This is a genomic window from Frigoribacterium sp. PvP054, assembly GCF_040547465.1.
Classification (GTDB): domain Bacteria; phylum Actinomycetota; class Actinomycetes; order Actinomycetales; family Microbacteriaceae; genus Frigoribacterium.
The window spans coordinates 21,134-47,716 of sequence record NZ_JBEPPU010000008.1; the positions used below are offsets into that span (position 1 = coordinate 21,134).

22 protein-coding genes are annotated in these 26,583 nt (G+C 73.2%); 7 read left to right on the forward strand and 15 right to left on the reverse strand.

The features are described from left to right. Positions 1–98 precede the first annotated feature (98 nt). The 4 genes from ABID81_RS11155 to ABID81_RS11170 all read left to right on the forward strand — a co-directional run bounded on the left by ABID81_RS11155 (position 99) and on the right by ABID81_RS11170 (position 7,961). Entirely contained in the window at positions 99–1,421 is a 1,323-nt protein-coding gene (locus tag ABID81_RS11155) for an O-antigen ligase family protein (protein WP_354594880.1), read from the forward strand. Continuing rightward, entirely contained in the window at positions 1,405–2,067 is a 663-nt protein-coding gene (locus tag ABID81_RS11160; RefSeq protein WP_354594881.1) for a DUF4352 domain-containing protein, read from the forward strand. Before ABID81_RS11155 ends, ABID81_RS11160 begins: the two co-directional genes overlap by 17 nt. A gap of 114 nt (positions 2,068–2,181) precedes the next feature. After that, positions 2,182–6,900 (forward strand): PKD domain-containing protein, encoded by a 4,719-nt coding sequence (locus ABID81_RS11165; RefSeq protein WP_354594882.1) that lies wholly within the window; start codon positions 2,182–2,184, stop codon positions 6,898–6,900. Next, positions 6,897–7,961: a glycosyltransferase gene (locus ABID81_RS11170; RefSeq protein ID WP_354594883.1), complete on the forward strand. Its 1,065-nt coding sequence runs from the start codon at positions 6,897–6,899 to the stop codon at positions 7,959–7,961. Before ABID81_RS11165 ends, ABID81_RS11170 begins: the two co-directional genes overlap by 4 nt. A 2-nt stretch (positions 7,962–7,963) precedes the next feature. On the opposite strand, the gene ABID81_RS11175 is transcribed toward ABID81_RS11170, so the two are convergent. Beyond that, positions 7,964–8,965, reverse strand: a complete 1,002-nt coding sequence (locus ABID81_RS11175; protein ID WP_354594884.1) for a glycosyltransferase family 2 protein — start codon at positions 8,963–8,965, stop codon at positions 7,964–7,966. Between the two features lie 76 nt (positions 8,966–9,041). Between ABID81_RS11175 and ABID81_RS11180 the strand changes: the two genes are divergently transcribed. Both ABID81_RS11180 and ABID81_RS11185 read left to right on the forward strand, forming a co-directional pair. Next, the gene (locus tag ABID81_RS11180) at positions 9,042–9,980 is read left to right on the forward strand and encodes a glycosyltransferase family 2 protein (protein WP_354594885.1); all 939 of its coding nucleotides are present in this window, start codon (positions 9,042–9,044) and stop codon (positions 9,978–9,980) included. A 53-nt stretch (positions 9,981–10,033) separates the two neighbouring features. Beyond that, positions 10,034–10,708 carry a hypothetical protein gene (locus ABID81_RS11185; RefSeq protein WP_354594886.1) on the forward strand — a complete coding sequence of 225 codons (675 nt, stop codon included), beginning with the start codon at positions 10,034–10,036 and terminating at the stop codon, positions 10,706–10,708. Between the two features lie 79 nt (positions 10,709–10,787). Here ABID81_RS11185 and ABID81_RS11190 read toward each other — a convergent pair whose 3' ends face one another. The 10 genes from ABID81_RS11190 to glmS all read right to left on the reverse strand — a co-directional run bounded on the left by ABID81_RS11190 (position 10,788) and on the right by glmS (position 21,861). After that, positions 10,788–11,300 carry an ASCH domain-containing protein gene (locus ABID81_RS11190; protein ID WP_354594887.1) on the reverse strand — a complete coding sequence of 171 codons (513 nt, stop codon included), beginning with the start codon at positions 11,298–11,300 and terminating at the stop codon, positions 10,788–10,790. A gap of 145 nt (positions 11,301–11,445) precedes the next feature. Next, positions 11,446–12,468, reverse strand: coding sequence for a glycosyltransferase family 4 protein (locus ABID81_RS11195; protein WP_354594888.1), 1,023 nt, complete (start codon positions 12,466–12,468; stop codon positions 11,446–11,448). Further along, complete coding sequence (locus ABID81_RS11200; protein ID WP_354594889.1) at positions 12,465–13,973, reverse strand: lipopolysaccharide biosynthesis protein; 1,509 nt, start codon at positions 13,971–13,973, stop codon at positions 12,465–12,467. The genes ABID81_RS11195 and ABID81_RS11200 overlap by 4 nt, the downstream gene beginning before the upstream one ends. A gap of 47 nt (positions 13,974–14,020) precedes the next feature. Next, the gene (locus tag ABID81_RS11205; RefSeq protein ID WP_354594890.1) at positions 14,021–15,175 is read right to left on the reverse strand and encodes a glycosyltransferase family 4 protein; all 1,155 of its coding nucleotides are present in this window, start codon (positions 15,173–15,175) and stop codon (positions 14,021–14,023) included. Then, positions 15,172–16,569 carry a tyrosine-protein kinase domain-containing protein gene (locus ABID81_RS11210; protein WP_354594891.1) on the reverse strand — a complete coding sequence of 466 codons (1,398 nt, stop codon included), beginning with the start codon at positions 16,567–16,569 and terminating at the stop codon, positions 15,172–15,174. The genes ABID81_RS11205 and ABID81_RS11210 overlap by 4 nt, the downstream gene beginning before the upstream one ends. 187 nt (positions 16,570–16,756) lie before the next feature. Next, a complete protein-coding gene (tsaE, locus tag ABID81_RS11215) occupies positions 16,757–17,227 on the reverse strand; it encodes a tRNA (adenosine(37)-N6)-threonylcarbamoyltransferase complex ATPase subunit type 1 TsaE (protein WP_354594965.1) in 471 nt (156 codons plus the stop codon). Positions 17,228–17,325: 98 nt separating this feature from the next. Next, on the reverse strand, positions 17,326–18,462 hold the full coding sequence (gene alr, locus ABID81_RS11220) for an alanine racemase (protein WP_354594892.1): 1,137 nt from the start codon (positions 18,460–18,462) through the stop codon (positions 17,326–17,328). After that, positions 18,459–19,550 carry an alanine racemase gene (gene alr, locus ABID81_RS11225; protein ID WP_354594893.1) on the reverse strand — a complete coding sequence of 364 codons (1,092 nt, stop codon included), beginning with the start codon at positions 19,548–19,550 and terminating at the stop codon, positions 18,459–18,461. Before alr (ABID81_RS11225) ends, alr (ABID81_RS11220) begins: the two co-directional genes overlap by 4 nt. Then, entirely contained in the window at positions 19,547–19,969 is a 423-nt protein-coding gene (locus tag ABID81_RS11230) for a holo-ACP synthase (protein WP_354594894.1), read from the reverse strand. Before ABID81_RS11230 ends, alr (ABID81_RS11225) begins: the two co-directional genes overlap by 4 nt. A gap of 41 nt (positions 19,970–20,010) precedes the next feature. Beyond that, positions 20,011–21,861, reverse strand: a complete 1,851-nt coding sequence (gene glmS, locus ABID81_RS11235; RefSeq protein ID WP_354594895.1) for a glutamine--fructose-6-phosphate transaminase (isomerizing) — start codon at positions 21,859–21,861, stop codon at positions 20,011–20,013. Between the two features lie 116 nt (positions 21,862–21,977). Between glmS and coaA the strand changes: the two genes are divergently transcribed. After that, entirely contained in the window at positions 21,978–22,934 is a 957-nt protein-coding gene (gene coaA / locus ABID81_RS11240; protein ID WP_354594896.1) for a type I pantothenate kinase, read from the forward strand. Between the two features lie 115 nt (positions 22,935–23,049). Here the strand turns inward: coaA and glmM are convergent, their stop codons facing one another. From glmM to ABID81_RS11260, 4 genes are all read right to left on the reverse strand, one after another. Beyond that, positions 23,050–24,411, reverse strand: coding sequence for a phosphoglucosamine mutase (gene glmM, locus ABID81_RS11245; RefSeq protein ID WP_354594897.1), 1,362 nt, complete (start codon positions 24,409–24,411; stop codon positions 23,050–23,052). 29 nt (positions 24,412–24,440) lie between these two features. Next, complete coding sequence (gene rpsI, locus ABID81_RS11250) at positions 24,441–24,926, reverse strand: 30S ribosomal protein S9 (protein WP_082059799.1); 486 nt, start codon at positions 24,924–24,926, stop codon at positions 24,441–24,443. A 32-nt stretch (positions 24,927–24,958) separates the two neighbouring features. Next, entirely contained in the window at positions 24,959–25,405 is a 447-nt protein-coding gene (rplM, locus tag ABID81_RS11255) for a 50S ribosomal protein L13 (RefSeq protein WP_354594898.1), read from the reverse strand. A gap of 212 nt (positions 25,406–25,617) precedes the next feature. After that, a complete protein-coding gene (locus ABID81_RS11260; RefSeq protein ID WP_354594899.1) occupies positions 25,618–26,517 on the reverse strand; it encodes a tRNA pseudouridine synthase A in 900 nt (299 codons plus the stop codon). Positions 26,518–26,583 lie beyond the last annotated feature (66 nt).

Sequence of the window (26,583 nt, forward strand, 5' to 3'; positions counted from 1 at the left end):
CAGCCCCCGTGGGGGTGCCCTCCGTGCGGGTGGCATCCCTCCGGGTGCCACCCGTGAGGGGTGTCCGGCGACCCGCCGTCGTCGCCTAGAGTTCACGCATGACGCCCCCCGGAGCCGGCCCGAGCGCCTCGGCGACCCTGCGCCGGGGAGCCGCCCGCGCCTCCTCGTGGCGCCCGCCCGGGCTCGGCGACCCGGTCACGGGTGACGCCCCGCTCGAGCCGCGCACCTGGGTGCGCGCGCTCGCGGCGGCGTGCCTCGTGCTGCTGGGCATGCGCTTCACGCTGCCGCAGAGCCTGCAGGTCGGGTTCGTGGTCGCCCTCGTCATGCTGCCCGTGTGGTGGGCGCACCTGCGACGCCAGCGCGGCGGGACCGCCTTCGTCGCGCTCGGCCTGCTGGCGACGGTCGCCGGACTCTGGCTGGGCGTCGCCAACGCGGCCGACCACGAGACCGATCCGAGCGCGGTGATCCCCGGCACGGTCTTCCTCGTCGGCACCGTGTTGAGCGTCGGCCTGTTCGTCTGGGGACGGGACGTCCTCACGACCCACCGGGCGGCCCTCTGGTTCGGCGTCGGCCTCGCGCTCGGGTTCACCCCCGACACGACGCTCTTCGCGACCAACCCCTGGAAGTTCGGCTTCGCCCTGCCCGTGACCGTGATCCTGCTCGCCCTCGCCGCGCGGTTCGGACGCCGGTGGGAGCTGGGCGCCCTGGCGACCCTCATCGTCGTGGCGGCGCTGAACGACTCCCGCTCGGCCTTCGGGCTGCTGCTGCTCGCCGCCCTGCTCGTCTTCGCCCAGGTCGCGATCGTGCGACCCCACCGGCGACCGTCCGCGGTGGCCGTCCTGGTGGGGCTGGTCGGACTCGGCGTGGCGGTCTACCAGCTCGGGCAGGCGCTCATCCTCGACGGCTACCTCGGCGTCACGACCCAGGCACGCAGCCTCGAGCAGCTGCGCCAGTCGGGGTCGCTTATCCTCGGTGGACGGCCGGAGCTGGCGGCCACGTTCGCCCTGATGGAACACCACCCCTGGGGCTTCGGCACCGGGTCGGTGCCGACGCCCCAGGACGTCCAGATCGCCAAGGAGGGCATGGACACCATCGGCTACCAGCCGAACAACGGCTACGTCGAACGCTTCATGTTCGGCGGCCACGTCGAGCTGCACTCGGTGTTCGGCGACCTCTGGGCCCAGTCCGGCATCGTCGGCCTGCTGCTCGTCGCCACGGCCGTCGTGGTGCTCGCCGTCGGGGTCGTCCGACGCCTGGCCGAGGGAACGGCCAGCGGCCTGCTGCTCTACGCCTCGGCGCAGAGCGTGTGGAACGTCTTCTTCGCGCCGTTCTACACGTCGTTCCCGACGCTGGTGCTCGCCCTCGCCCTCGCGTTCCTCCCCCGCCCCGAACCAGGAGTGCCCCATGCCCCCCGAAGGTGACCCCGCCGAGCCCACGCCCGCCACGACGCCTCGTCGGCGTCGGACGATCGCGGTCGTGGTGGGCGCGGTCGTCGTCGTCGCCGCCGTGGTGCTGGCCCTCGTGCTCACCGGTCGGGGCGACAGCTCGCCGTCGCCGGACGCCACGACCTCGACCGCCCAGCCGTCGGGCGGAGCGTCGGGCGATGCCACCGGGGGCGACGCCTCGGACGAACCGACGTCGAGCACGCCGCCGGCGGCAGGACCCGACACACCCGAGTCACCACCCGTCGGCCTCGACGGGTCGCCCACGGTCGTGGACGGGGTGACGGTCCGGGTGAAAAGCCTCACGGCGGTCGACGGAGAGGCCGTCCTGCCCGGCGAGGTCGCCGGCCCGGCCGTCCGGGCCGAGCTCGAGATGGTGAACTCCTCCGGTGCTGCGGTCGACCTGTCGACGGTCGTCGTCAACCTGGCGTACGGTTCGGGTCGTACCCCCGCGAACACCTTCTCGACCGGGACTTCTTCGTTCCCGGCGTCCGTCGAGGCAGGCGCGACGGCCACGGGCGTGTACGTGTTCGAGGTCCCCGCCGACGACCGCGACGACCTGCGGCTGACGGTCGACTACGCGGTCGACGTCCCGGTGGTGGTCTTCGAGGGGGCGGCCTCGTAGCGGCCCTGTGACCACAACGGGGGCCATTGTCCCCCCTTGGGGGGACCTTATAGTCGTCAAGCCATCGGTACCCGAATGCCGGTGTCACTTACCCGACCCGAATGAGGCCTCCCCATGGGAAGAACCGTCTCGTCGCGCCTTCGCCTGCCCGCGATCGTCGCTGCGTCCGCCGTGCTCCTGTCCGTCCTGGTCGGAGTGCAGCCCGCTGCGGCCGACTCCGCCCCCGCCGACCCGACGTCCCCGTCGACCCCCGCCACGGTCACGGCCGACGCGCTCCCGACGCCGCAGATCGACGGTTCGGTGTTCTCGCAGGTCATCGTGGGCAACACGGTCTACGCGGCCGGCAAGTTCACGAAGGCCCGCCCGGCCGGTGCCGCACCCGGCACCTCCGAGGTGCCCCGCAGCTACATCCTCGCCTACGACATCACGACCGGAGCCCTCTCGACGACCTTCGCCCCGGTCGTCGACGGCCAGGTCAAGGCCCTCGCCGCCTCACCCGACGGCAAGCGCCTCTACATCGGCGGCTCGTTCACCAAGGTCAACGGCGTCAACAAGTACCGTCTCGCCGCGCTCGACCCGACCAGCGGCGCCCTGGTGACCAGCTGGAACCCGGGGACGAACGCGACCGTCAACGCGATCGCCGCCGTGGGTCCGAACGTCTACGTGGCCGGCGTCTTCTCGAGCATCGGCAAGGACACCCGGACGAAGGCCGCCGCGGTGACCGCCTCGAACGGCACGAACCTGCCGTGGGCGCCCCAGATCGCCGGCGGTGACGTGCTCGCCATGGTCGCGAGCCCCGACGGTTCGAAGATCGTGCTCGGCGGCTCGTTCAGCTCGGTCAACGGCTCGGCGCAGCCCGGCTACGGCCTCGCCATGCTCGACCCGACCACGGCGGCCAACCTGCCCTTCCAGGCCAACGACGTCGTCCGCAACGGCGGCGGCCAGGCCGCGATCTACAGCCTGAGCGCCACGGCGGCGGGCGTCTACGGCTCGGGCTACACCTTCGGCGGCGGCGGTCGCCTCGAGGGCGCCTTCAAGTCGACCTGGAACGGCGACCTCGTCTGGGTCGAGGACTGCCACGGCGACACCTACTCGGTCGCGGCCAACAGCACCACCGTGTACATCGCCGGCCACCCGCACTACTGCGGCAACATCGGTGGCCAGCCCCAGACGAACCCGTGGACCTTCCAGCGCGCGATGGCCTTCAGCGACTCCGCGACGCAGACCGTCACGAACGACCCCTACGGCTACTACAACTTCGCCGGCACCCCCGCGCCGAGCATCCTCAACTGGTTCCCCGACTTCGGCACCGGCAGCTACACGGGCCAGAACCAGGGCCCCTGGAGCGTCGCCGCGAACGACAAGTACGTGGTTTACGGCGGCGAGTTCCCCACCGTCAACGGCAAGGCGCAGTACGGCCTGACCCGCTTCGCCGTGTCGAGCATCGCCCCGAACAAGGAGGGCCCGGTGTACTCGGGCGCCCTGTTCAAGCCCAGCCTGGTGTCGCTCGAGTCGGGCAGCGTCCGCGTCGCGTGGCAGTCCAACTGGGACCGCGACAACGCCAACCTGACGTACTCGGTGTACCGCGACGGCAACCTGAACACGCCCGTCTACACGACGACGACGTCCTCGACCTTCTGGAAGCGCCCCTCCATCGGGTTCGTCGACAAGGGCCTCGCACCCGGCAGCACCCACGACTACCGCGTGCGGGCCACCGACCCGCTCGGCAACACCGTCCTCGGCGACACCGTGACGGTGACCGTCTCGGCCACCGCGCCGTCGCCCTACCAGCAGCAGGTCGCCGCCGACGGCGCCACGGCCCTCTGGCGCCTGGGCGAGAAGACCGGCTCGACCGTCTACGACTCGATCGGCTTCGACGACCAGCAGGCCCAGGCCGGCGTGACCCGCGGGGCCACCGGCCAGGCGTCCACCGACTCGGACGGGTCGAGCACCTTCTCGGGCACCGACACCGGGCTCTCGTCGACCACCTCGGCGATCGCCGGACCGCAGACCTTCTCGGTCGAGGCCTGGTTCCGCACCACGTCGACGACCGGCGGCAAGATCGTCGGGTTCGGCAGCTCGAACACGGGAGTGTCGGACTCGTACGACCGCCACCTCTACATGGACCCCCGGGGCCGCGTGTCGTTCGGCGTGTACCCGAACGCCAGCCGCATCATCACGAGCCCGACGGCGCTCAACGACGGTCAGTGGCACCAGGTGGTCGGCACGCTGAGCTCGGCCGGCCAGTCCTTCTACGTCGACGGCAAGAAGGTCGCCACCGACGCCGGGACGACCGGTGCCCAGGACTACACGGGCTACTGGCGGATCGGCGGCGACAACAACTGGGACGGTGCGCCGTTCTTCCAGGGCGACATCGACGACGTGTCGGTGTACCCGAAGGCCCTGAGCGCCAAGCAGGTGGACGGCCAGTGGGTCTCGTCGGGACGCACGAGCAAGCTGCCGAAGTCGCCCGCGGACGCCTACGGCGCCCGGGTGTTCCAGGACGACCCGGAGGTCTACTTCCGCCTCGACGGTGACGCCCAGACGGTCGCGGCCGATGCCTCGCCCGTCGGCACGGACGGCCTCGTCAGCGGTGGCGTCGCGACCGGTGGCGCCCCCGCCATCGCCTCGGGATCGGGCCACTCGGCGAGCTTCGACGGGTCGACCGGCGGAGTCTCGACGACCACCTCGTACGACACCCCGAACGCCTACACGCTCGAGACCTGGTTCAACACGACCTCGACCTCCGGCGGCAAGCTGATCGGCTTCGGCAACCAGCAGACGGGTTACAGCGGCAACTACGACCGCCACGTCTACATGGAGCAGGACGGCCGCCTGCAGTTCGGCAACTGGACCGGCCAGATGAACCTCGCCAGCAGCACCGCGAGCTACAACGACGGGCGGTGGCACCAGGTCGTGGCGACCCAGGGCTCCGAGGGCATGAAGCTCTACGTCGACGGCGTCCAGGTCGGCTCGAACCCGTCGACCGCATCGGACGGCTACCGCGGGTACTGGCGCCTCGGCGGCGACAGCTCGTGGAACTCGGGCTCGGGCTACTGGCAGGGCAGCCTCGATGAGGCGGCCGTCTACGCCCGTCCGCTCGACGCCGCCACGGTCGCGCAGCACTACGCCCTCGGCGTGGACAAGCCGAACGCGGCGCCCACGGCGACCTTCGCCTCGGCACCCACCGGCCTCGGCGTCGCCTTCGACGGCAGCACCTCGGCCGACGCCGACGGCTCGATCGCCTCGTACGCCTGGGACTTCGGCGACGGTTCCGCCGTGGCCTCGGGTGCGAAGCCCACGCACACCTACGCCGCCGGCGGCACCTACACGGTCACCTTGACCGTGACGGACGACCGGGGCGCCGTGGGCACCTCGACCGCCACCGTGACGGTGACGCCGCCCCGCGTGAACGCGGCCCCCACCGCCTCGTTCACCTCGACGGTCGACCACCTGGTCGTCGCGGTCGACGGCCGCACCTCGGCCGACTCGGACGGCACGGTCGCGTCCTACCGCTGGGACTTCGGTGACGGCACGGCCGCGGTGACCGGTTCGACCTCGGGCCACGCCTACGCCACGGCCGGCACGTACACCGTCACGCTCACCGTGACCGACGGCGAAGGGGCCACCGGCACCTCGACCGGCACGGTCACCGTCGCCCCGGCCCCGCCGGCCAACGTCGCCCCGACGGCGTCGTTCACCAGCTCGACGACGGGTCTGGCGGTGTCGACCGACGCCTCGGCCTCGGCCGACGCGGACGGCACGGTGACCGGCTACGCCTGGACCTTCGGCGACGGCGGCACGGCCACCGGGAAGACGGCGTCGCACACCTACGCCGCCGCCGGCACCTACACCGTGACCCTCACGGTGACCGACGACAAGGGCGCCACCGGCAGCTCGACGGGCACCGTCACGGTCGCACCGATCCCGAACGCGGCCCCCACGGCGGCGTTCACGACGGCGACCGACAAGCTCTCGGTGACCACCGACGGGCGGGCCTCGACCGACAGCGACGGCACCGTGGCCTCGTACGCCTGGGACTTCGGCGACGGAGCCACGGCGACCGGCAGCACCGCGAAGCACGACTACGCCACGGGCGGCACCTACACCGTGACCCTCGTCGTCACCGACGACAAGGGCGCCACGGGGACGCGCACCTCCACGGTGACGGTCACCGCACCTCCCGTCGTCACGGCGATCGCGCAGGACGGCTTCGGCCGCTCGGCGTCGAACGGCTGGGGCTCGGCCGACGTGGGCGGCGCCTGGACCCGCACCGGCCAGGCCTCGCAGTACTCCGTCGCGAACGGCGTCGGCACCCAGTACCTGGGCGCCGCCGGCTGGAGCACCTCGATGGCACTCACCGGCGCCAGCGCGACGGACACCGACCTTCGCACGAGCGTCAGCCTCGACAAGGCGGCGACCGGCGGCGGCACGTACGTCTACGTCACGGGCCGCAAGGTGGCCACCAACTCCGAGTACCGCGCGACCCTGCGCTACCGCTCGGACGGACGCCTCGTCGTTGCGCTGAACGCCTACAAGGGCACGTCGACGAACGTGACGCTGGTGAACGAGACGCTGGTCCCGGGAGCGGTCACCCCGGGCGCCAAGGTCAACGTGCGGCTCGAGGTGAGCGGTTCGGGCACGACGACGATCCGGGCGAAGGTCTGGCTCGACGGCACCACCGAGCCCACCGCCTGGACCGTCTCGACGACCGACACGTTCGCCGGGCTGCAGGCCGCGGGGTCGGTGGCCCTGGCCGCCTACGCCTCCGGCTCGTCCACCAACGCCCCGCAGACGGTCTCGTTCGACGACCTGAGCGTCTTCAAGCCGTGACCGGCGCCGTCCCGGAGCACCCGAGCGGGCTCGTCGTCCAGCAGTCGTTCCCCCGACCGCGGCCGACGACGAACCCCTACCTCGTGATGCTCCGGGACGCCGTCGGTGCGGTCCCCGGGGTCGAGGTGCGCACCTTCAGCTGGAAGGGTGCGCTGCTCGGCCGCTACGACGTGTTCCACGTGCACTGGCCCGAGATCCTCGTCTCGGGCCGGAGCCCGCTCAAGGCGCTCGTCCGCCAGGCGCTGACCGTCGCCCTGGTCGCGAAGCTGGCGGCGACCCGCACCCCGATCGTCCGCACCGAGCACAACCTCGAGCTGCCGAGCGGCATCTCGCGCCGCGAGCGGGTGCTGCTGCGCTGGATCGAACGACGCACCACGCTCTGGGTGCGGCTGAACGACGAGACGCCCGAGCACCCCGACGCGCTCGGGGCGCTCATCCCCCACGGCCACTACGTCGACTGGTTCTCGCGCTGGCCGTGGCCCGCCCGTGAGACCGGTCGGGTCTCGTACTTCGGCTTCATCCGTCGCTACAAGGGCGTCGACGGCCTCGTCCGCGCCTTCCGCGGCGTGCGTGGCGACGACCGCCGGCTGCACGCCGCCGGCAAGCCCTCGACGCCCGAGCTGGCGCAGGGCCTCGAGCAGCTCGCCGCCGACGACCCCCGGGTCAGCCTCGACCTGCGGTTCCTGGACGACGAGGCCCTGATCGAGACCGTGCGACGGGCCGAGCTCGTCGTGCTGCCCTACCGCGAGATGCACAACTCGGGTGGGGTGCTCACGGCCCTGTCGCTCGGGCGACCCGTGCTCGTGCCGGCCAACGAGGTCAACGCGCGCCTGGCCGACGAGGTCGGGCCCGCCTGGGTGCGTCAGTACGAGGACGAACTCGCGTCCGACGACGTCGAGCGAGCCCTCGAGGCGGCGTCCCGCCTGACCGACGACGCCCGCCCCGACCTGTCGGCCCGTGACTGGGACCGCGCAGGAGAAGCACACGTCGCGGCCTACCGGCGGGCGATCGACGCCGTGGGCGGTCGGGCGTCGGGCAGCGGCCGCGGGACCCGCTCGTGAGCTCAGCCGTCGACGCGGCCGTACTCGCGGTACGCCGCGCCCCACGCGCCCGCCACCATGCCGGCGCCGCGGGCCATGGTGCGGATGCCGCGGGCGCGCTGGCCCAACGCCCGTCGACCGAGCGGTCGGGTCACGGTGCCGACCGCGTAGCGGCCCAGCCCGCCGGCGACGCGCACGCCGCCCTTCGCCGAGAGCCGGAGGCGCGTGGCCAGTCGCGACGCCCCTCGCGCGGACAGCATCACCGAGGTGAGGCTCCAGCCGTTGCCGCTGCTGTAGGCCCGCTGCACGACCCAGCGCCGCGTGACGCGGTGGGCCGGGACGACGTCGGTGACGACGGCCTCGGCGCACCAGACGATGGTGCCGCCTCCCGCCACGAGGCTGCGGGTGAAGAGCGTGTCCTCGCCGCCGAGTTGCCCGAGGGCGACGTCGAAGGCGAGGCCCTGACGGCGCACCACGGCCAGGTCGAGCAGCAGGTTGTTCGTGGCGGCGACGTCGACGGGCGTCCCGGTCGCCAGGCGACGCCGGACGAAGAACCGCCCCTCGACGATGAACGGCTCGGGCTCGACCTCGTACTCGCTGCGCACGGGCCCGACGACGGCCGCGGCGCCGCTCTCGGCCTGCAGCGCGAGCAGGGCGGCCAGCCACTGCTCGGAGGGCCGCTCGTCGTCGTCGATGAAGACGAGCAGGTCGCTGTCGGCGCTCTCGGCCAGGGCCCGGTTGCGGGCCGAGGCGATGCCGGGCGTGGCCTCGACCACGTAGTCCACGGTGACCGGCCGGACGCCGTCGACCGGGTCGGCCGACGCGAGCGCCGCCGCCTCGACGCGCCCGCGCCCCGACCCGCCCGCGTCGTTGTCGACGACGAGCACCCGCGCCTCGACGCCGAGGGCGTGCACGCCGCGGGCCTGCTCGACGAGCGACGGCAGCACGGCGTCGAGGTCGCGGGGCCGGCGGAAGGTCAGCACGGCGATCGTCAGGAGGCGCGGTGCGGTCGGCTCGGTCGTCACGGCCCCCAGCATGTCAGGTCGGTGACCGACCCCGGGTCGCGCACCGCGCCTCCTGCGGGTGGACGGGGGACGAACCGTGGGTGAGTCGCTCGCCGGGTTGTCGGTGGTCGTCGTCAACTACGGCTCGACCGAGCTGCTGCGGCAGAACCTCGCGCCCGTCTCGCGGGCGGTCGAGGGCCTCGTCGTGGTCGTCGTCGACAACTGGTCGGGTGCCGCCGAGCGCGCCCGCGTGAGCGAGCTCGCCGCGGCCGAGGGCTGGCTGCTCGTGGCCCCCGACGGCAACGAGGGGTTCGGCACGGGCGTCAACCTGGGCGTGGCCAGGGCCCGCGCGGCCGGGGCCCGCCACCACGTGCTGCTCAACCCGGACGCGCTGGCCGACGCCGCCGCCCTCGCCGCCCTGCACCGCGCCTCCTCGGCCGAACCCCTGACGATGAGCGCCCCGACGGTGTTGCGCCCCGACGGCAGCCTGTGGTCGGCCGGCAGCGACCTGTACCTCGACGACGGACGCATCCGGTCGCGACGACGTCGCGTGCCCGGGGCCCGCGTCGAGGAGTGGCTGAGCGGCGCCTGCCTCGTGCTGAGCGACGAGCTCTGGCAGCTCTGCGGCGGTTTCGACGACGACTACTTCCTGTACTGGGAGGACGTCGACCTGTCGCGCCGCGTCGTCGGCGCGGGAGGCGCGTTGCGGCTGCTCGACGACGTCACCGTCGTCCACGCGGAGGGCGGCACGCAGACCGTGGGCGGGGCCGACCGGTCGGGGCAGGCGAAGTCGGCCGGGTACTACCGGTACAACATCCGCAACCGACTTCTGTTCGCCGCCAAGCACCTCGACGACGACGACCTCCGCCGGTGGCGGCGGCTGACCCCGCGCATCGCGTGGGAGGTGCTGCTGCAGGGCGGCCGCAGACAGTTCACGCGGTCGCCGGGAACGCTGCTCGTCGGCCTGCGCGCCGTGCTCGAGGGGCGCCGGATCGTCGCGACCGAGCTGCGGCGGCGTGGCGCGGGAGCTTCTTGATAAATTTATCAAGGGCAGACCAGAGGGATCGTCCGCTGAGGAACCTGGGGGCGGTGCGCAGCGGTCAGGGCGTCCACCGGTCGCGCCGGGCGGAGTTCCTCGACGCCGCCAGGCTGCGCCGCAGGACGCTCGTCAGCGGCCTCGTCGCCACGGCCCTCGGGGCCTTCCTCGTCGTCGCCGACGCCTGCTGGGCCCTCCTCGACGGGCCGCCCGCCCGTGACGCCGTGGCGATCGTGCTCTTCGCCGCCGCCCTGGGCTGCCTGGTCGCGACGCTCTGCCCGGTGGTCGACCGCTCGGCTGCTCCCCCGCCCGGGGTCCCGCTCGGTGACTGGCGTCGCAGCGAACGCATCGAGCGCCAGTTCGCCGCGCGTCCGCCCGCGATCGAACCCGAGGACCGCGACGAGGTCGTCGCGGCGGCCGAACGGCTGATCGGCACGTCCGTGGCCGTCGTGAGCCGATCCGTCTGGCTGCCCGCAGCGTGGCTCCTGGCCTGGACGGCCGTCGTCGTGTCGGGGCTCCCCTCCGACGACCAGCTGACGCTGCTCGTGCTGCCGGCGGTGCTCGGCCTCCTCCAGGCGACGACGTGCCTGGGCTCCGTGGTCGCACTCGGCCGGGCCGACGCGGCACGACACCGGGCGCTGGCGTCGCCGCCGGCACCGCCGCCCGTCCGACCGGCCGCGTCACGAGAAGGCCGCCCCGGCTCGCAGTTGGCCCTCCCCGACGACTGAGGCCTCCTCGGCCGGACCACGGCGACGGAGGCGCGCCCCCGACGGCGCGTCACCACCGGGCACCTCGCCCGGGCCACGATCATGCCGTGGCGTCGGGCAGGGCGTCCGGTGGCTCGGCGGCCTCGCGGTCGTCGCGGTCGTCCCGGTCGTCGCGGTGGTCGCGGTCGTCGCGGTCGTCGCCCGACGGGGGCACGACGCGGAAGCGCTCGAGGACGACCACGGTCGAGTCGTCCACGACGAACCCTCCGCCGAGCTCGGCCCGCATCTCGGGCGAGGTCCAGAAGCGGACGTGCCCCGCTCGCCAGTCGTCCACCGACTCGTAGCCCTCGCCTTCGGCCAGCGCATGGCCGAGGGGCACGTCGCGGAGCGCGACCGCCTCGACGCCGGTGGTCTCGAGCACCGCCCGGCGCCGCCCCTCCGAGTCCACCATCACCTCTCGCCGGCCCTCGCTGGGCAGTGGCTCACCGGCCCGCTCGTACTCGCGCAGCAGCGAGCTGGTCGCCGTCTTGTCACCGGCCTCGACGGCGGCGACGATCCGGTCACGCAACGGGCCGGGGAACGCGAACTCGACGATCGGCAGGTCTTCGGTCATGTCGAGAGCCAAGCAGACGGACGGTGGCCCGACGAACGGCCGGCCTGACACGGGCGTGTTCGGCGTACCCGGTCGTCCTCGACGGACCGTGTTCGACGAACTCGCCCGGAACGGGCCCGGCTGGTGTTCTCAGCCCCTGTCAGGCTCAGCCCTGACGGACGCAGCCCCGGACGAAGGCGGCCAGCGACGCCGCCAGGTGCCGCGTCGTCAGGCGCTCCTCGACGAGAGCCCGCCCGGCCGCACCGAACGCGCGCGCCTCGGCCTCGTCGCCCAGCAGCCGCAGCACGTGCCCGGCGAGCGCCGACGGGTCCCCCACCGGTGCCAGCAACCCCGTGCGCTCGTGCACGACGTAGTCCTCGATGCCCGGGGTGTCCGTCATCACGACGGGACGCCCCGTGGCCATCGCCTCGAGGCTGACCGTCATGCCCGACGCGTGCAGGTTGTCGCGCGTCGCGACGGCCACGACCGACGCGCGTGCGTACAGCTCGGCCAGCTCGCGGTGCGACACGTGAGGCACCACGGTCACGCCCTCCGGGGGCTCCGCGTCGCTCGTCGTCTGCACGACCAGCTCGACGTCCGGACGCTCGGCGTGCACCTGCCGCAGCGCCGCGAAGAGGGTCGCCGGGTCGCGGTCGCGGTCGCCGCCGATGCTCAGCACCAGGGGGCGCTCGGGCCACGGTCGCGCCGCGAAGAACTGCTCGTCGACCCCGAAGGTGAAGAAGCCGACGGGCGGACCGTCCTCACCGACGAACCGCCGCAGGGGCTCGACCTGACCGCGGCTGATCACCCAGAGCCCGCTCATCCGCCGCAGCACGTCGCGCATTCGTCCGACGTCCTGTCCGCGGTCGACCCGGTCGGTCACCCAGATGACTCCGGTGTACATCCGCTCGTGCGGCCGGGTGAGCAGCATCCGCCGGGCCACGTTCTCGTCCCAGGTCACGCCGACGTCGTCGGACGGCACCCCGGACGAGGAGGCGCGGCGCGGCACCACCCGGTCGCGCAGCACCTGCAGGCGGCCGGGTTCGGTGACCGAGGCGATGCGCGCCTCCTGGTCCGTGTCGCGCAGCGCCTCGAGGCCGTACGGCCAGAGGCCGGGGCGCCGACCGGCCGCGTGGTCGGCGGCCCAGCCGGCCACGTCGCGTTCGCGGGCGAAGAGGACCTCGATCACCGCGCCTCCTTCTCGTCGTCACCGGCGCGGTGGTGGTCACCGGTGCGGTGGTCGGCGCCGGAACGCTCGTCGGCGGCCCGCTCGGCCACCGCCCGCTCGGCGATCGCCTGGTCGGTCGCGGTCTCGTCACCGCGCTGCTCGTCGACGTCGAGGCCCGCGGCGGCCGTGGCCCCGTCGGCGTCGGACGGTGCGTCCCGTCCGGCCCCCGCGGCCGCCTCGGCCCGGCGCCGTCCGAGGTCGCGCGAGACGTACCAGAGGTTGGGCACGAGCTGGCAGAGCGCCACCGAGATCGCCGACCCCAGCACCGGGCCCGCCGCCCCGACGAGACCGATGAACCACCACGACAGCCCGAGGTTCAGCGGCACCATGAGCACGATCGGCAGCACCTGGAAGACCAGCCCGGTCTTGTCGGTCATGTACATGCCGACCGGGTACTTCGCCGCCTGCAGGCCGACGAACACGACGAAGCCGACGAGCATCCAGCCGTCGAGCGCGATCGCCCCGCCCGACACGAAGCGCGCCAGGAACGGACTGATCACCGCGAGGGCCGTGCCGAGCCCGAGGCCGCCGAGCAAGAACCAGAGCGTCGGCACGGTCGGCGACTCGACCCTCCCGGCCGACCGGGCCGCCGCGTAGACCGGCCAGAGGGCGATGCCCGCCGCGGCCACGGTCTGCAGCACGATGCCGAAGAGCTGCGAGGCGAGGTTGTACTGGGCGAGCTCGTCCGGCCCCGCCAGGTGGCTGAGCAGCAGGCGACCGGTCTGCATCGCGACCGGCAGGGCGATCATCTGCACGAGCATCGGCCAGGCGAGGCCGAGCGCCGGCACGCCGCGGTAGCTGCGGACGCGCGGCACGAGCTTGACGGCCGAACCGATCTGCGGTGACAGGGCCCTGGCCGCGACGATCAGGCAGATCACCGAGACGAGGCTGTTCGCGACGTACGAGATGACGGCGAGGTAGCTGCCGACCGGCACGCTGAACATGACGGCCGAGCCGATCGCGAGCAACATGAAGGGGGCCACGACCGCCTGGCTGGCGACCTGCGTGCTCGTCTTCTTCAGACCCACGAGGATGCGCTGGCCCACCGTCAGCGGGATCACCAGGCCGAACACCGCGAGGCAGAGGCCGGCCGCGAGCGACCCGCCGTCGGGCAGGAGCCCCTCGCCGAGCAGCACGGGCCACCACCCGGCGAGCGTGATGAGCAGCGCGACCGCGACCATGATGCCGCCCGAGACGAGCAGCACCCGGAACGCCGTCACGATCGACCGCTTCACGAAGTCGTCGGTGCGGACCGACGACGACCCGGCCACGGCGTTGATCACGATCGCGGCGATGCCCAGGTCGGCGAACGGCAGCAACGTCGGGAAGGTCGACAGCAGGCCGTACTGGGCGTAGGCGTCGGTGCCGAAGTTCTGGATGATCATGCGGCTCGTGATGATGCCGAGCACGCCCGACAGGCCCATCACGACCACCTTCACGGCGGCGGTCGACCCGACCGCGGCCATGGCGCCGCCCCGCTTCGGCCGTCCCGCCGGTCCCGTGGCCGCGCGGGTCACGAGCGCGCCCCGTCGAGCGGACGGCCGGCGCCGGTCCCGGCGTCGCGGCCGAACAGCCGGTCGTCGGCCGCCAGCCGACCGTCCCGCGTGGGCAGGTCGGCCAGCACCGCGTCGGCCGGGCGGGCGGCGTCGAGGGCCTGGACGATCGCGGCGGCGAGCACCTCGGGCGACGCGGCGTCGGCGGCGACGACGTGCCCGTGGTCGGTCAGCCAGTCGGCGAGGCCCGTCTCGGTCGTGGTCACGACGGTGCAGCCGTGCGACAGCCCCTCGACGATCGGCAGCCCCACCTGCTCACGCCAGGTCGGACTCGGTTGCGACCAGAGCACGAGCACGCGCGAGCCGTCGAGCACCGAGTGGATGCGCGGGCGCGGCGGGTCGACCTCGACGGAGACCGCAGGATGCGCGACCGACAGGGCCCGCGCCTCCTGCTCGAGGGCGCCCTTGCCGAGCAGGGCGAGCGTCGCGTCGGGGCGTGCCGCCACGACGAGCGGCCAGGCCGCCGCGAGCACGCGCAGCCCCTTGCGCTCGACGAACGAGCCGACGAACGTGACGGCGGGCGGGCGGACGTCGCCGCCGCGGGCCTCGGGGTGGCGGATCGGCAGCGCGGGCACGGTGGTCACGGTCGCGTGGTCGGCGGGCTCGCCGAGGAGGCGCGCGTACGTCTCACGCGCGGCGTCCGTCCCGTAGACCACCCGGTCGAGCCGCCGCCAGACCGCGCGCGCGAGCACGCGTTCGCCGCGCCTCCGGAGCCGGGTGCGCAGCCGGGGCGCGGTCGCCGCGCCGAACGGGTCGGCGTTGCCGATCAGGTAGCTCACGACGGTGGTCGGTCGCCCCGTGACCCGCCGCCGCACCGCGAGGGCGGTCAGCACCAGCGCCGTGGCGGGCAGGCTCGAGGTCATCAGCGGTTCGTTGACCTCGAGGGTCTCGACCCGCGAACGCGCCACGAGCCAGGCCGCACGCAGGCGGCCCGCCGGCACGAGGTCGAGGCCCTCGGCGAGCGAGGCGTCGAAGTCGTAGCGCGTCACCCGGTAGACGATGCTCGCCGGGGCGAGCTCGTGGGCCCGTTCGAGGTGGGCCGTCCGCAGCGACTCGTACAGCCGGACGGCCGGGAGGCGCGGGGCACGCCTTCGGGACGACCGCGACGCCGTCACGGTGCGTCGGTGCCCCGACGGACGGTCGCGCGGCCGGACGCGACGGCCCCGGCCGACGAGGCGCCGACGCGCTGCCCGCCGGAGCGGGGGCCGCCCTCGGTGAGGCCGTCGAGGATGACGCCGATGACCGGGACCTGGACGCCGCCGAGCGCCCGGACCGCCTGGACGAGCTGCCCCCGGGACGAGTGCCCCACGGTGGCGACGAGGACGACGCCGTCGGTCAGGCGCCCGAGCTCGAGGGTGTCGGACGACGTGAGCACGCCGGGGGCGTCGACCACGACGACGTCGTACCGGTCACGCGCCGCCTCGACGAAGAGCGCCATCGACTTCGAGCTGAGCAGCGGGCTCGGGTTCGGGGGCACCTCGCCCGTGGCGATGACGTCCACCCGGTCGCGCCACGGGGTGACGGCGTCCTCGAACTCGAGCCGTCCCACGACGACGTCGGTCAGGCCGACCTCGTCCGAGACGGCCGCGAGGTCCGCGAGCCCGCCGCCGCGCAGGTCGGCGTCCACGACGAGGACGGACTGCCCGCGCTCGGCGTAGGCGAGGGCGAGGTCGAGCGTGACGGCCGCACGGCTCTCGCGGTCGTCGGCGCTGACCGACGAGACGGTGACGGTCCGGGCCACGGAGTCGACGTCGGAGAACTGCAGCTGCGCACGGATGCGCCGGAAGTCGTCCGCCGCGGCCCCCTGGGGCTCGTCGGCGAACGCGAGGCTGCCCCGACGGCGCCGCCCCACGGTGCCCAGCACCGGGGCGACCCGCAGCTCGTCGACGTCGGCCGTGCTGCGGAGGCGCGTGTCGACGACCGACCGGACGAGCGCGAGGACGACGCCGAGCGCGAGGCCGATCGCCAGGCCGGTGAGCGTGATGAGCCGGCGGTTGGGGCCGACCGGCTGGTTCGGCGGGGTGGCCTCGGCGATGGGGGCGACGCTCAGGGTCGACAGGCCCGCCGCGCTCTCGGGCGACAGCGACCGGGCCTCGGCGCTGAGCGACCGGGTCACGGCGTTGGCGATGTCGGCCGCGCGCTGACGGTCGCCGTCGACGACCGCGACGTCGATGATGACGGTGTTGAGGGGGTTCTCGGCGGTGATCTGACGGGCGAGCTGCACGGGCGTCACGTCGAGGCCGAGGTCCGAGATGACGGGCTCGAGGACGATCGTCGAGGTGGCCAGGCGGGTGTAGCTCTGCACGAGGTTCTGCGTGTACGACGAGCCCTGCAGCAGTTCGTTCGGGTCGGAGCCCTCGGCCGCCGACACGAAGACGCTGCTCGTGGCCCGGAAGCTGTCGGGACGGGTCTGCGCGTAGCCGTAGCCGGCCGCACCGCCGAGCAACGCGAGGACGAGGATGACGGGCCAGCTCTTCACGAGCGCGCGCCAGTAGTGCTGAGGATCCAACTGACACTCCCGGGTTAAGTGGCTGAACCTGGCGAGCATACCCGCAGCGGGCACGGGCCCATGACCCCCGGGCGGGGGTGCCTCCGCCCGGCCGTGCCGTCGATCACCCGCTCTCACCCCCTCTCGCCCGCCGCCGTGACGACGCGCGCGGGCACCGGCTCGCGCGGCGGCCGACGGCCCGGCGGGCTCAGCCGGTCGGCAGGTCGACCCCGGACCAGCGGGGGCCGTGCGGGGTGATCGTCACGCGGCGGGGCTCGTCGGGCGGATCGACGGGATCGGTGGGATCGCCCGGGGCATCCTCCGCCCGGGCGCCCGTCGGTCGGTCGATCACGACGTCGAGCCACGAGTCGGCCACCCCGTCGAGCAGGCCGGCGCCCCACTCGACGACGACGATCGAGCCCTCGTAGTCGAGGTCGAGGTCGTCGAGCTCGGCCTCGGTCGACAGCCGGTACGCGTCGACGTGCACGAGCGGGGTGCCGGACGCGGTGGGATGAGTCCGGGCCAGGACGAACGTCGGGCTCGCGACCTGACCGCGCACCTCGAGCCCGGCGCCCAGGCCCCGGGTCAGGGTCGTCTTCCCCGCACCCAGCGGGCCGGTCAGCACCACCAGGTCGCCCGCCCGCAGCAGGCCGGAGAGCTCGCGACCCAGCGCCTCCATGGCCTCGGCGTCGACGACGGACAGCTCGACCGGGTCGCCCGCCCGGCCGGGAGCGCCGGGCCCGGGGGCACCGGGCCCCGGCGTCGAGGCCGGGGTGCTCACGGGCGTCCGCCGAGGTAGACGCGCGGCACCCGGGCACCGACCCGGCAGGCGACCTCTTCCGGGATCGTGCCGGTCGCGTCGGCCCACTCGCCGATCGTCATCTCGCCGCGGTCGCCCGGGCCGAAGAGCACGGCCTCGTCGCCGACCTCGACGGGGTCGTCGCCCATGTCGACGAGGAACTGGTCCATCGCGACCCGCCCCACGATCGGCCGGGGGGCGCCGGCCACGACGACGTGGACGGCCCCCTGGGCCCGGCGGCTCACGCCGTCGGCGTAGCCCAGGGGCACCAGGGCGATCGTGGTGTCGGTCGGGGCACGGAAGGTGTGGTCGTACGACACCCCTGTGCCCGCGGCGACGCGCTTGACCTTCACGACCGAGGCCGAGAGGGTCAGCACCGGCCGCAGCCCCCGGTCGGCGGCGGTGACGCCCTCGGTGACGGGGATGCCCAGGCCGTTCGACCCCATGCGGACCATGTCGAAGCGCCTCTCGGGGTGCTCGAGCGCGGCCGAACTCGACGACATGTGCCGCTTCTCGACGGTCGCGCCGAGCGCCTCGGCGTCGGCCACGGCCCGCTCGAACACCCGCGCGGCGGCCTGGTCGTCGGCCTCGCTCGTCTCGCTGACGTGCGAGAAGATGCCGCGCAACCGCACGACGCCCTCGTCGCGCAGGGCGACCGCCCGGGTGACGAAGGCCGGCCAGTCCGAGGGCAGGCAGCCCTCGCGGTGCAGCCCCGTGTCGATGGTCAGGTGCACGAGGGCGACGCCGGCACGGGCCCGTGCGGCGTCGGCCACGGCCTCGAGCTGGTCGAGCGTCGAGATGCCGAGGTCGACCGCCAGGTCGACGGCGGCCCCGAGGTCGTCGGAGGGGCTGAGCTGCCAGGCGAAGAACGACGCGTCGCCGCCGATGCCGAGGCGCCGCAGCCGCAGGGCCGGCGCGAGCTCGACGGTGCCGAACCAGCGGATGCCCGCGGCGACGGCCTCGGGCACGAGCACGTCGGCACCGTGCGAGTAGGCGTCCGCCTTGACGATGGCCAGGATCTCGACCGGGTCGAGTCGGGCGATCAACGACTCGAGGTTGGCGCGGTACGCGGCCAGGTCGACCGTCGCCCGGCGCAGCGGCGTCGCGGCGCTCACGCGGTGTACCTCCGGTCCAGGCCGGCGGCGAGGCAGGCGACGACCTCGTAGGTGATGCCGTCGATCGCCTCGGCCCAGTCGGCGGCGGACCGACGGCCGAGCGCCGGGTCGCCGAACAGGACGACCTCGTCGCCCACCTCGACCGGGTCGTCGCCCACGTCGATCACCAGGGCGTTCATCGCGATCCGACCGCGGACCCGGTACGTGCGTCGACCGATGGTGACGGACGCCCGCTCGCTCGCGGCCCGGTCGACGCCGTCCGCGTACCCGACGGGGACGATGGCGATCGACGTGTCGCGTTCGGGCCGGAAGAGGTAGCCGTACGACACGCCTTCGCCCGCCGGGATGCGCTTGACGGTGGTCACCGGCGCCGTGAGGGTCATGGCCGGTCGCAGCCCGAGGTCGGCCGAGGTGCGGTCGGGGTGGGGGCTCAGGCCGTAGCTCGCCAGGCCGAAGCGCACCATGGTCGCCCGTGCTCCCGCGTAGTCGAGGGCGGCCGCCGAGGCGGCGAGGTGCAGCAGCGGGGGCCGCACGCCGCGCTCGTCGAGCATCCGGGACGCCCGGGCGAAGCGGGCCATCTGCAGGCCGTCCTCTTCGGCCGAGGCGTTCGACACGTGGCTCATCAGCCCCTCGACCGGCACGGTCGCGGCGTGTGCGGCCGCCCGGTCGAACAGCTCGGGCCACTCGGACTCGACGGCCCCGTTGCGGCTGAGCCCCGTGTCGATCGCGAGGTGCACGGCGCGGACGCCGGCCGCCACGGCCGCCTCGAGCTGGTCGACGCTCGACACCGCCGGGGTGATGCCGAGCGCCGCGGCCTCGACGAAGTCCTCGCCGGGCGCGTGCAGCCAGGCGAGGACGGGGGCCTCGACGCCGGCCCGGCGAAGGGCCACCGCCTCGGTCAGGTCGGCCACGCCCAGCCAGTCGACGCCGGCGTCGACGAAGACGCGGGCGCACTCGACGGCCCCGTGCCCGTAGGCGTTCGCCTTGACGACCGCCATGACGGCCGCCGGTGCGACGGCAGCCCGCAGCACCCGGACGTTGTGCCGCAGGGCCGTGGTGTCGACGGTGATGGTGACGTCGTGCGTCATCGGTCCGACCCTTCGTGCTGGGGCCCGCCGAGCGGGGCGGGCAGGCGGTCGGCGCCCTCGGCGACCACGTACGCCACGGCGACCCCGCCGTCGTGGCTGAGGGAGAGGTGGAGGCGCGAGACGCCTCGCGAGTCGGCCAGCGCCCGTGCTCCCCCGCTCAGTTCGAGCGACGGGGCGCCGGCGTCGTCCGAGACGACGACGACGTCGTGCCACCTGACCCCGGTGGACCCGCCCAGGGACTTGATCAGCGCCTCCTTGGCGGCGAACCGGGCCGCCAGCGAGTGGCGACCCCGCGGGCTGCCGTCCCGCAGGACGAGCTCGCCCTCACGGAACAACCGGGCGGCGAGCGCCGGCGTGCGCTCGAGCGTGCGGTCGAAGCGCTCGAGGTCGACCACGTCGACGCCGATGCCGACGATCACGTCGACGCCCGCTCGCTGCGCTGTCGCGGTTGCACGGGCCGCTACTCGACGGTGACCGACTTGGCCAGGTTGCGGGGCTGGTCGACGTCGAGGCCCTTGGCCGCCGCGAGCTCCATGCCGAAGACGTGCAGGGGCACGACCGACAGCAGCGACTCGAACAGGGGTGCCGCCAGGGGGATGTGCAGCACCTCGTCGGCGAACGGCAGCACCGCGGCGTCGCCTTCTTCGGCGATCGCGATGACGCGGGCGCCCCGGGCACGGATCTCTTGGATGTTCGAGACGACCTTGGGGTGCAGCGAGCGGGGGTCGCGCGGGCTCGGGACGATGACGAAGACGATCTGGCCGGGCTCGATCAGGGCGATCGGGCCGTGCTTCAGCTCACCAGCGGCGAAGCCCTCGGCGTGGATGTACGCCAGCTCCTTGAGCTTGAGGGCCCCCTCGAGCGCGATCGGGTAGCCGACGTGGCGGCCGAGGAACAGCACCGAGCGGGTGTCGGCCATCCAGCCCGCCAGGGTCTTGATGCGCTCGGAGGACTCGAGCACGCGCTCGATCTTGCCCGGGATCTCGACCAGGTCGGCGACCTGCTCGGCCACGGCCTCGGCGCTCAGGGTGCCCCGCAGGGTCGCCAGGTGCAGCCCCAGCAGGAACAGCGCGGTGCCCTGCGCGACGAAGGCCTTGGTGGACGCGACCGCGACCTCGGGCCCGGCGTGCGTGTAGAGCACGGCGTCGGACTCGCGCGGGATCGTCGACCCCTGGGTGTTGCAGATCGAGAGCACCTGGGCGCCCCGCTCGCGCGCGTACTTGACGGCCATCAGGGTGTCCATCGTCTCGCCCGACTGGCTGATCGACACGACGAGGGTCTTCTCGTCGAGCACGGGGTCGCGGTAGCGGAACTCGTGGGCCAGCTCGACCTCGACGGGGACGCGGGCCCACTGCTCGATGGCGTACTTGCCGAGGATGCCGGCGTAGGCCGCGGTGCCGCAGGCGATGACGATCACGCGGTCGACGGTCGTCAGGCGGTCGCGCACGCCGTCGAGCTCGGTGAGGGTGACGGCGCCGTCGGCGACCCGACCGAGCAGGGTCTTGGCGACCGCCTCGGGCTCTTCGCTGATCTCCTTCGCCATGAAGCTCGACCAGCCGCCCTTCTCGGCGGCGGAGGCGTCCCAGTCGACCTCGAACTCGGTGGTCTCGACGGGTGCCCCCGAGAAGTCGACGACCTCGACCGAGTCGGGGCGGATGGTCACGAGCTGGTCCTGACCGATCGACATGGCCCGGCGGGTGTGCGCGACGAAGGCCGCCACGTCGCTGCCGAGGAAGTTCTCTCCGTCGCCGAGGCCGATCACCAGCGGTGAGTTGCGGCGGGCACCGACGACGACGCCGGGCCGGTCGGCGTGGACGACGAGCAGCGTGAAGGCCCCGTCGAGGGTGTTGACGACCGTGCGCAGGGCCTCGGTCAGGTCGCCCGTGGCGCGGTAGGCCCGGGCCACCAGGTGCGCGGCGACCTCGGAGTCGGTCTCGCTGTGGAACTCGACGCCCTCGGCGAGCAGCTCGGCCTTGAGCTCGGAGAAGTTCTCGATGATGCCGTTGTGGATCAGCGCGAGCTTGCCGTCGTCGGCCAGGTGCGGGTGCGCGTTGGCGTCGGTCGGGCCGCCGTGGGTCGCCCAGCGGGTGTGACCGATGCCGGTCGTGCCGTCGGTCAGGGGCATGGCCTCGAGGTCGTCGACGAGCATCTGCAGCTTGCCCGCCTTCTTGCGGGTGCCCAGGTCGCCCGCGGCGTCGATGACCGCGACGCCGGCCGAGTCGTAACCGCGGTACTCGAGGCGGGTGAGGCCGCCCAGCAGCACCTCGATGCTCTTGTCGCCCGATCCGACGTATCCCACGATTCCACACATGGGCTCGATCTTAGAGGCTGTCGTCCGTGAGCCCGGCGGGCCGTGCCGACGTCCCGCGACGGCGTGACGCGCCGCCGCGCCCACCGGGCACCCGCCGGACCGGTAGCCTCGTGCGCATGGCCGAAGCCACCCCGACGACCGCGCCGTCCACCGTGCACGCGAGCCCCTTCGTCGAGATCGGGCGCGACGCCTGGGCCGACCTCGCGCCGACCACGCGCCTCCCGCTGACTGAGACCGAGATCGTGCAGCTGCGCGGACTCGGCGACCGACTCGACATGCGCGAGGTGCAGGACGTCTACGTCCCGCTCAGCCGTCTGCTGAACCTCTACGCCGCCGGCGCGCGCAACCTCCACCGGGCCACGAGCGACTTCCTCGGCGAACGGGCGCAGCGGACCCCCTTCGTCATCGGGGTCGCCGGGTCGGTGGCGGTCGGCAAGTCCACCGTCGCGCGCCTCCTCCGTGAGCTGCTGAGCCGCTGGGACGACACCCCCCGGGTCGAGCTGGTGACCACCGACGGGTTCCTCTACCCGAACGCCGAGCTCGAGCGTCGCGGCATCATGAGCCGCAAGGGGTTCCCCGAGTCGTACGACCGCCGCCACCTGCTGCGCTTCGTGTCGCAGGTCAAGAGCGGGGCCGAAGAGGTGCGGGCGCCCTTCTACTCGCACACCAGCTACGACATCATGCCGAGCGCCGAGGTCGTGGTGCGCCGACCGGACATCCTGATCGTCGAGGGGCTCAACGTCCTGCAGCCCGCGGTGGCGGGCCGGCTCGCCCTCAGCGACCTGTTCGACTTCACCGTCTACGTCGACGCCCGCACCGCCGACATCGAGAACTGGTTCGTCGAGCGGTTCCTGGCGCTCCAGAAGGGCGCGTTCACCCAGGAGCGCTCGTTCTTCCACCGCTTCGCCGACATGGACGAACCCGAGGCCCGGTCGTTCGCCTCGGGAGTCTGGAAGTCCGTCAACGAACCGAACCTGGTCGAGAACGTCCTGCCGACGCGCTCGCGCGCCACCCTCGTGCTGCGCAAGGCCGCCGACCACAAGGTCAGCTCGGTCCTGCTGCGCAAGATCTGACCCGGCGACTCCGGCCGAGGCCAGGAGGCGCGGGTCACGTCAGGAGGCGCGGGTCACGTCAGAAGGTGCCTCGCGCCCCGTCCGCCCGGAGGCAGGAGCTCAGACGCTCGGACGCTCAGAGCGCCAGTCGGTCGCGGACCACGTCGGCCAGCGCGTGCGCCACGCGGTCGGCCGTCTCTTGGTCGGCGGCCTCGACCATGACCCGGACGACGGGCTCGGTGCCCGAGGGGCGGAGCAGCACGCGGCCCGAGTCGCCGAGTTCGGCCTCGAACCGCCGGACGGCGTCGGCCACGCCCTCGTCGGACGCGGCGCGTGACCGGTCGACGTCGCGCACGTTGATCATGATCTGGGGGAACACCGTCATGACCGAGGCGAGCTCGGCCAGGCTCCTGCCGGTCGCGGCCATGCGGGCGACGAGCGAGAGGCCGGTGAGGATGCCGTCGCCGGTGGTGGCGTGGTCGGCGAAGACGATGTGGCCGGACTGTTCGCCGCCCAGGGTGAAGCCGTGCTCGTTCATGTCCTCGAGCACGTAGCGGTCGCCGACCTTGGTCTGGCGGACCGTGATGCCGTGCTCGGCCATCGCCCGGATGAGGCCGAGGTTGCTCATGACGGTGGCCACGAGCGTGTCGTCGACGAGCGCGCCGCGCTCTTTCTGGGCCACGGCGAGGATCGCCATGATCTGGTCGCCGTCGACCACGGCTCCGGTGGCGTCGACGGCGAGGCAGCGGTCGGCGTCGCCGTCGTGCGCGATGCCGACGTCGGCTCCGTGCTCGAGCACGGCCTTCGCCAGGTTGTCGAGGTGGGTCGACCCCACGCCGTCGTTGATGTTCACGCCGTCGGGGTCGGCGCCGATCAGGGTGACGGTGGCGCCGGCGTCGGTGAACACCTCGGGTGAGACGGCCGCGGCCGCACCGTGCGCGCAGTCGAGCACGACGTGGATGCCGTCGAGCCGGTTGGGCAGGGCGCCGAGCAGGTGCAGGACGTAGCGGTCCTCGGCGTCGGCGAAGCGACGGATGCGCCCGACGTCGCCGCCGATGGGCATGAGCTGCGGGTCGGCCATGGCCGCTTCGATGCGGTCCTCGACCTCGTCGGGCAGCTTGGTGCCGCCGAACGCGAAGAACTTGATGCCGTTGTCGGGGGCCGGGTTGTGCGAGGCGCTGATCATCACGCCGAAGTCGGCACCGATATCGTCGACCAGGAAGGCCGCGGCGGGGGTCGGGATGACCCCGGCGTCCAGGACGTCGACGCCCGAGCTGGCCAGTCCGGCACAGACGGCCGCGGTGAGGAACTCGCCCGAGATGCGGGGGTCGCGCGCGACGACGGCGACGGGTCGCCGCCCTTCGGCACGACGGGCGTCCGCGTGGTGGCCCTTCGTGAGCACCACCGCACTCGCCTGGGAGAGCCCCAGGGCGAGCGCGGCGGTCAACTCACGGTTGGCGAGGCCTCTGACACCGTCGGTACCGAACAAACGCGTCATCGCGAGACCTGCCTCGTGTGTGGTGCTGGTTAGCGCTTCGAGAACTGCGACGCCTTGCGGGCCTTCTTGAGACCGGCCTTCTTGCGCTCGATGACGCGGGCGTCACGGGTGAGGAAGCCGGCCTTCTTGAGCGTGGCGCGGTTGTTCTCGCGGTCGATCTCGTTCAGCGCACGCGCGATGGCGAGACGGAGGGCGCCGGCCTGGCCCGAGGGGCCGCCACCGGTGACCTTGACGGCCACGTCGTACGAGCCGAGCAGGTCGAGGACCTTGAACGGGTCGTTGATCAGCTGCTGGTGCAGCTTGTTGGGGAAGTAGTCCTCGAGGGTGCGACCGTTCACGACGATCGTGCCGGAGCCGGGCGTGAGGCGCGCGCGAGCGATGGCCTCCTTGCGACGACCGACGGCGGAACCGCCGACGCTCAGCACGGGGCGGGGCGTCGCGGCGGCCTCGGGGGCCGAGCTCTCGGTGGTGAAGCTCTCGGGAGCCTGGTCGATGGAATCTGCGATCTGAGCCACTGTGTGGGGGTCCTTAAGTCTGAAGGCGGACGCTACTGGGCGACCTGGTCGAGGGTGTAAACCTGGGGCTGCTGAGCAGCGTGGGGGTGCTCGGCACCCGCGTACACCTTCAGCTTCTTGATCTGGGCACGGCCCAGCGAGTTCTTCGGCAGCATGCCACGGATGGCCTTCTCGACCGCACGGGTGGGGTGCTTCTCGACCATCTCGGAGTACGTGGTGGCCGTGATGCCGCCCGGGTAGCCCGAGTGACGGTAGTAGAGCTTCTCGGCCAGCTTGGAGCCGGTGAGGGCCACCTTGTCGGCGTTGATGACGATGACGAAGTCGCCCATGTCCATGTGGGGGGCGAAGGTCGGCTTGTGCTTGCCGCGCAGCAGGGCTGCCACGTGGCTGGCGAGACGGCCGAGCACGACGTCGTCGGCGTCGATGATCAGCCAGTTCGGCTGGACGTCAGCCGGCTTGGGGGAGAAAGTGCGCGTCACAGTAGTGCTGCTTCCTGGTCGAGGTGAGAGGTTCGTGAATCCCGCTCCGTTGCCGTTGTCACCGCAGAGGCGATGAGAACGAGTCAGGTGGAGGGCTCAACTTCGGGCGAAAGCGCGCAGTTGCGCAGACACCAAGGGCCAACGTTACCCGACGCCGGCGAGACGGTCAACCGACGCTCGGGCCGCCACCGGGCCGCCACGCGGCAGAGCGGTCACTCCCCCAGCTGATCGTGCGACCGCTTCACCTGCGTCAGGGCGACCCGCGCGGCGATCTCGTCGTCGGGCGGGTAGCCCACCTCGACCATCGTGAGGCCGTGGGCGGGCACCACCCGGAACTCTCCGTTGCGCTGGGCCTCACGACGCACGCCCACCGCGCGGTGCGCCTCCATGGCCCCCTCGCCGACGGCGACGCAGGCGCCGACCAGGTTGCGCACGAGGTTGTGGCAGAAGGCGTCGGCCTGCACCGACGCGACGAGCACGCCGTCGGCCTCGCGCCGCCACGAGAAGTGCTGCAGCTCGCGGATGGTCGTCGCGTACTCGCGGTGCCGGCAGTAGGCGGCCCAGTCGTGCAACCCGACGAGGCCCGCCGCCGTCGCGTTCATCAGGTCGAGGTCGAGACGCTGGTCGTACCAGAGGGTGTGGCCGCGTCGGGTCGGGTCGCGTTCGGCCCCACGGTCGGCGATGCGGTACTCGTAGCGGCGCCAGAGCGCGCCGAACCGGGCGTGGAAACCAGGAGGCGCGACCCGCGCACCCGAGACCACGATCTCGTCGGTCGCGCCCGCGAGCCCGTTCAGCCGCCGGGCGAGCACGGTCGGGGCGTCGAGCGGCGACTGGTCGCGCATGCCGCGGTGCGGTCTCTGCAGCTGGGCGACCTGCGCGTCGGTCAGGTCGAGGTGCACCACCTGGCCCCGCGCGTGCACGCCGGCGTCGGTGCGACCCGCCACGGTGACCGTCGGCACGTCGCCGAGGCGGCGGAACAGCGTCCGCAGCGCGGCCTCGATCTCGCCCTGCACGGTGCGGCGGCCGGGCTGCTCGCTCCAGCCCGAGAAGTCGGTGCCGTCGTACGCGACCCCGAGCCGGAGGCGCGTCAGGGCCGGGTCGTCGATCGTCACCCGACGATCCTACGGGGCCGACGCCGCGCCTCCTCGGCCCCGCTCGTGGGCGGAGACGCGGACGGC

Coding starts and splice junctions, on each gene's coding strand:
- ABID81_RS11190 (WP_354594887.1), bottom strand. CDS start 11,300: ATGACCGAAGACCTGCCGATCGTCGAGTTCGCGTTCCCCGGCCCGTTG.
- glmS (WP_354594895.1), bottom strand. CDS start 21,861: ATGTGTGGAATCGTGGGATACGTCGGATCGGGCGACAAGAGCATCGAG.
- alr (WP_354594893.1), bottom strand. CDS start 19,550: ATGACGCACGACGTCACCATCACCGTCGACACCACGGCCCTGCGGCAC.
- ABID81_RS11165 (WP_354594882.1), top strand. CDS start 2,182: ATGGGAAGAACCGTCTCGTCGCGCCTTCGCCTGCCCGCGATCGTCGCT.
- ABID81_RS11155 (WP_354594880.1), top strand. CDS start 99: ATGACGCCCCCCGGAGCCGGCCCGAGCGCCTCGGCGACCCTGCGCCGG.
- ABID81_RS11200 (WP_354594889.1), bottom strand. CDS start 13,973: ATGGCCGCGGTCGGGTCGACCGCCGCCGTGAAGGTGGTCGTGATGGGC.
- ABID81_RS11160 (WP_354594881.1), top strand. CDS start 1,405: ATGCCCCCCGAAGGTGACCCCGCCGAGCCCACGCCCGCCACGACGCCT.
- coaA (WP_354594896.1), top strand. CDS start 21,978: ATGGCCGAAGCCACCCCGACGACCGCGCCGTCCACCGTGCACGCGAGC.
- glmM (WP_354594897.1), bottom strand. CDS start 24,411: ATGACGCGTTTGTTCGGTACCGACGGTGTCAGAGGCCTCGCCAACCGT.
- tsaE (WP_354594965.1), bottom strand. CDS start 17,227: ATGGAGGCGCTGGGTCGCGAGCTCTCCGGCCTGCTGCGGGCGGGCGAC.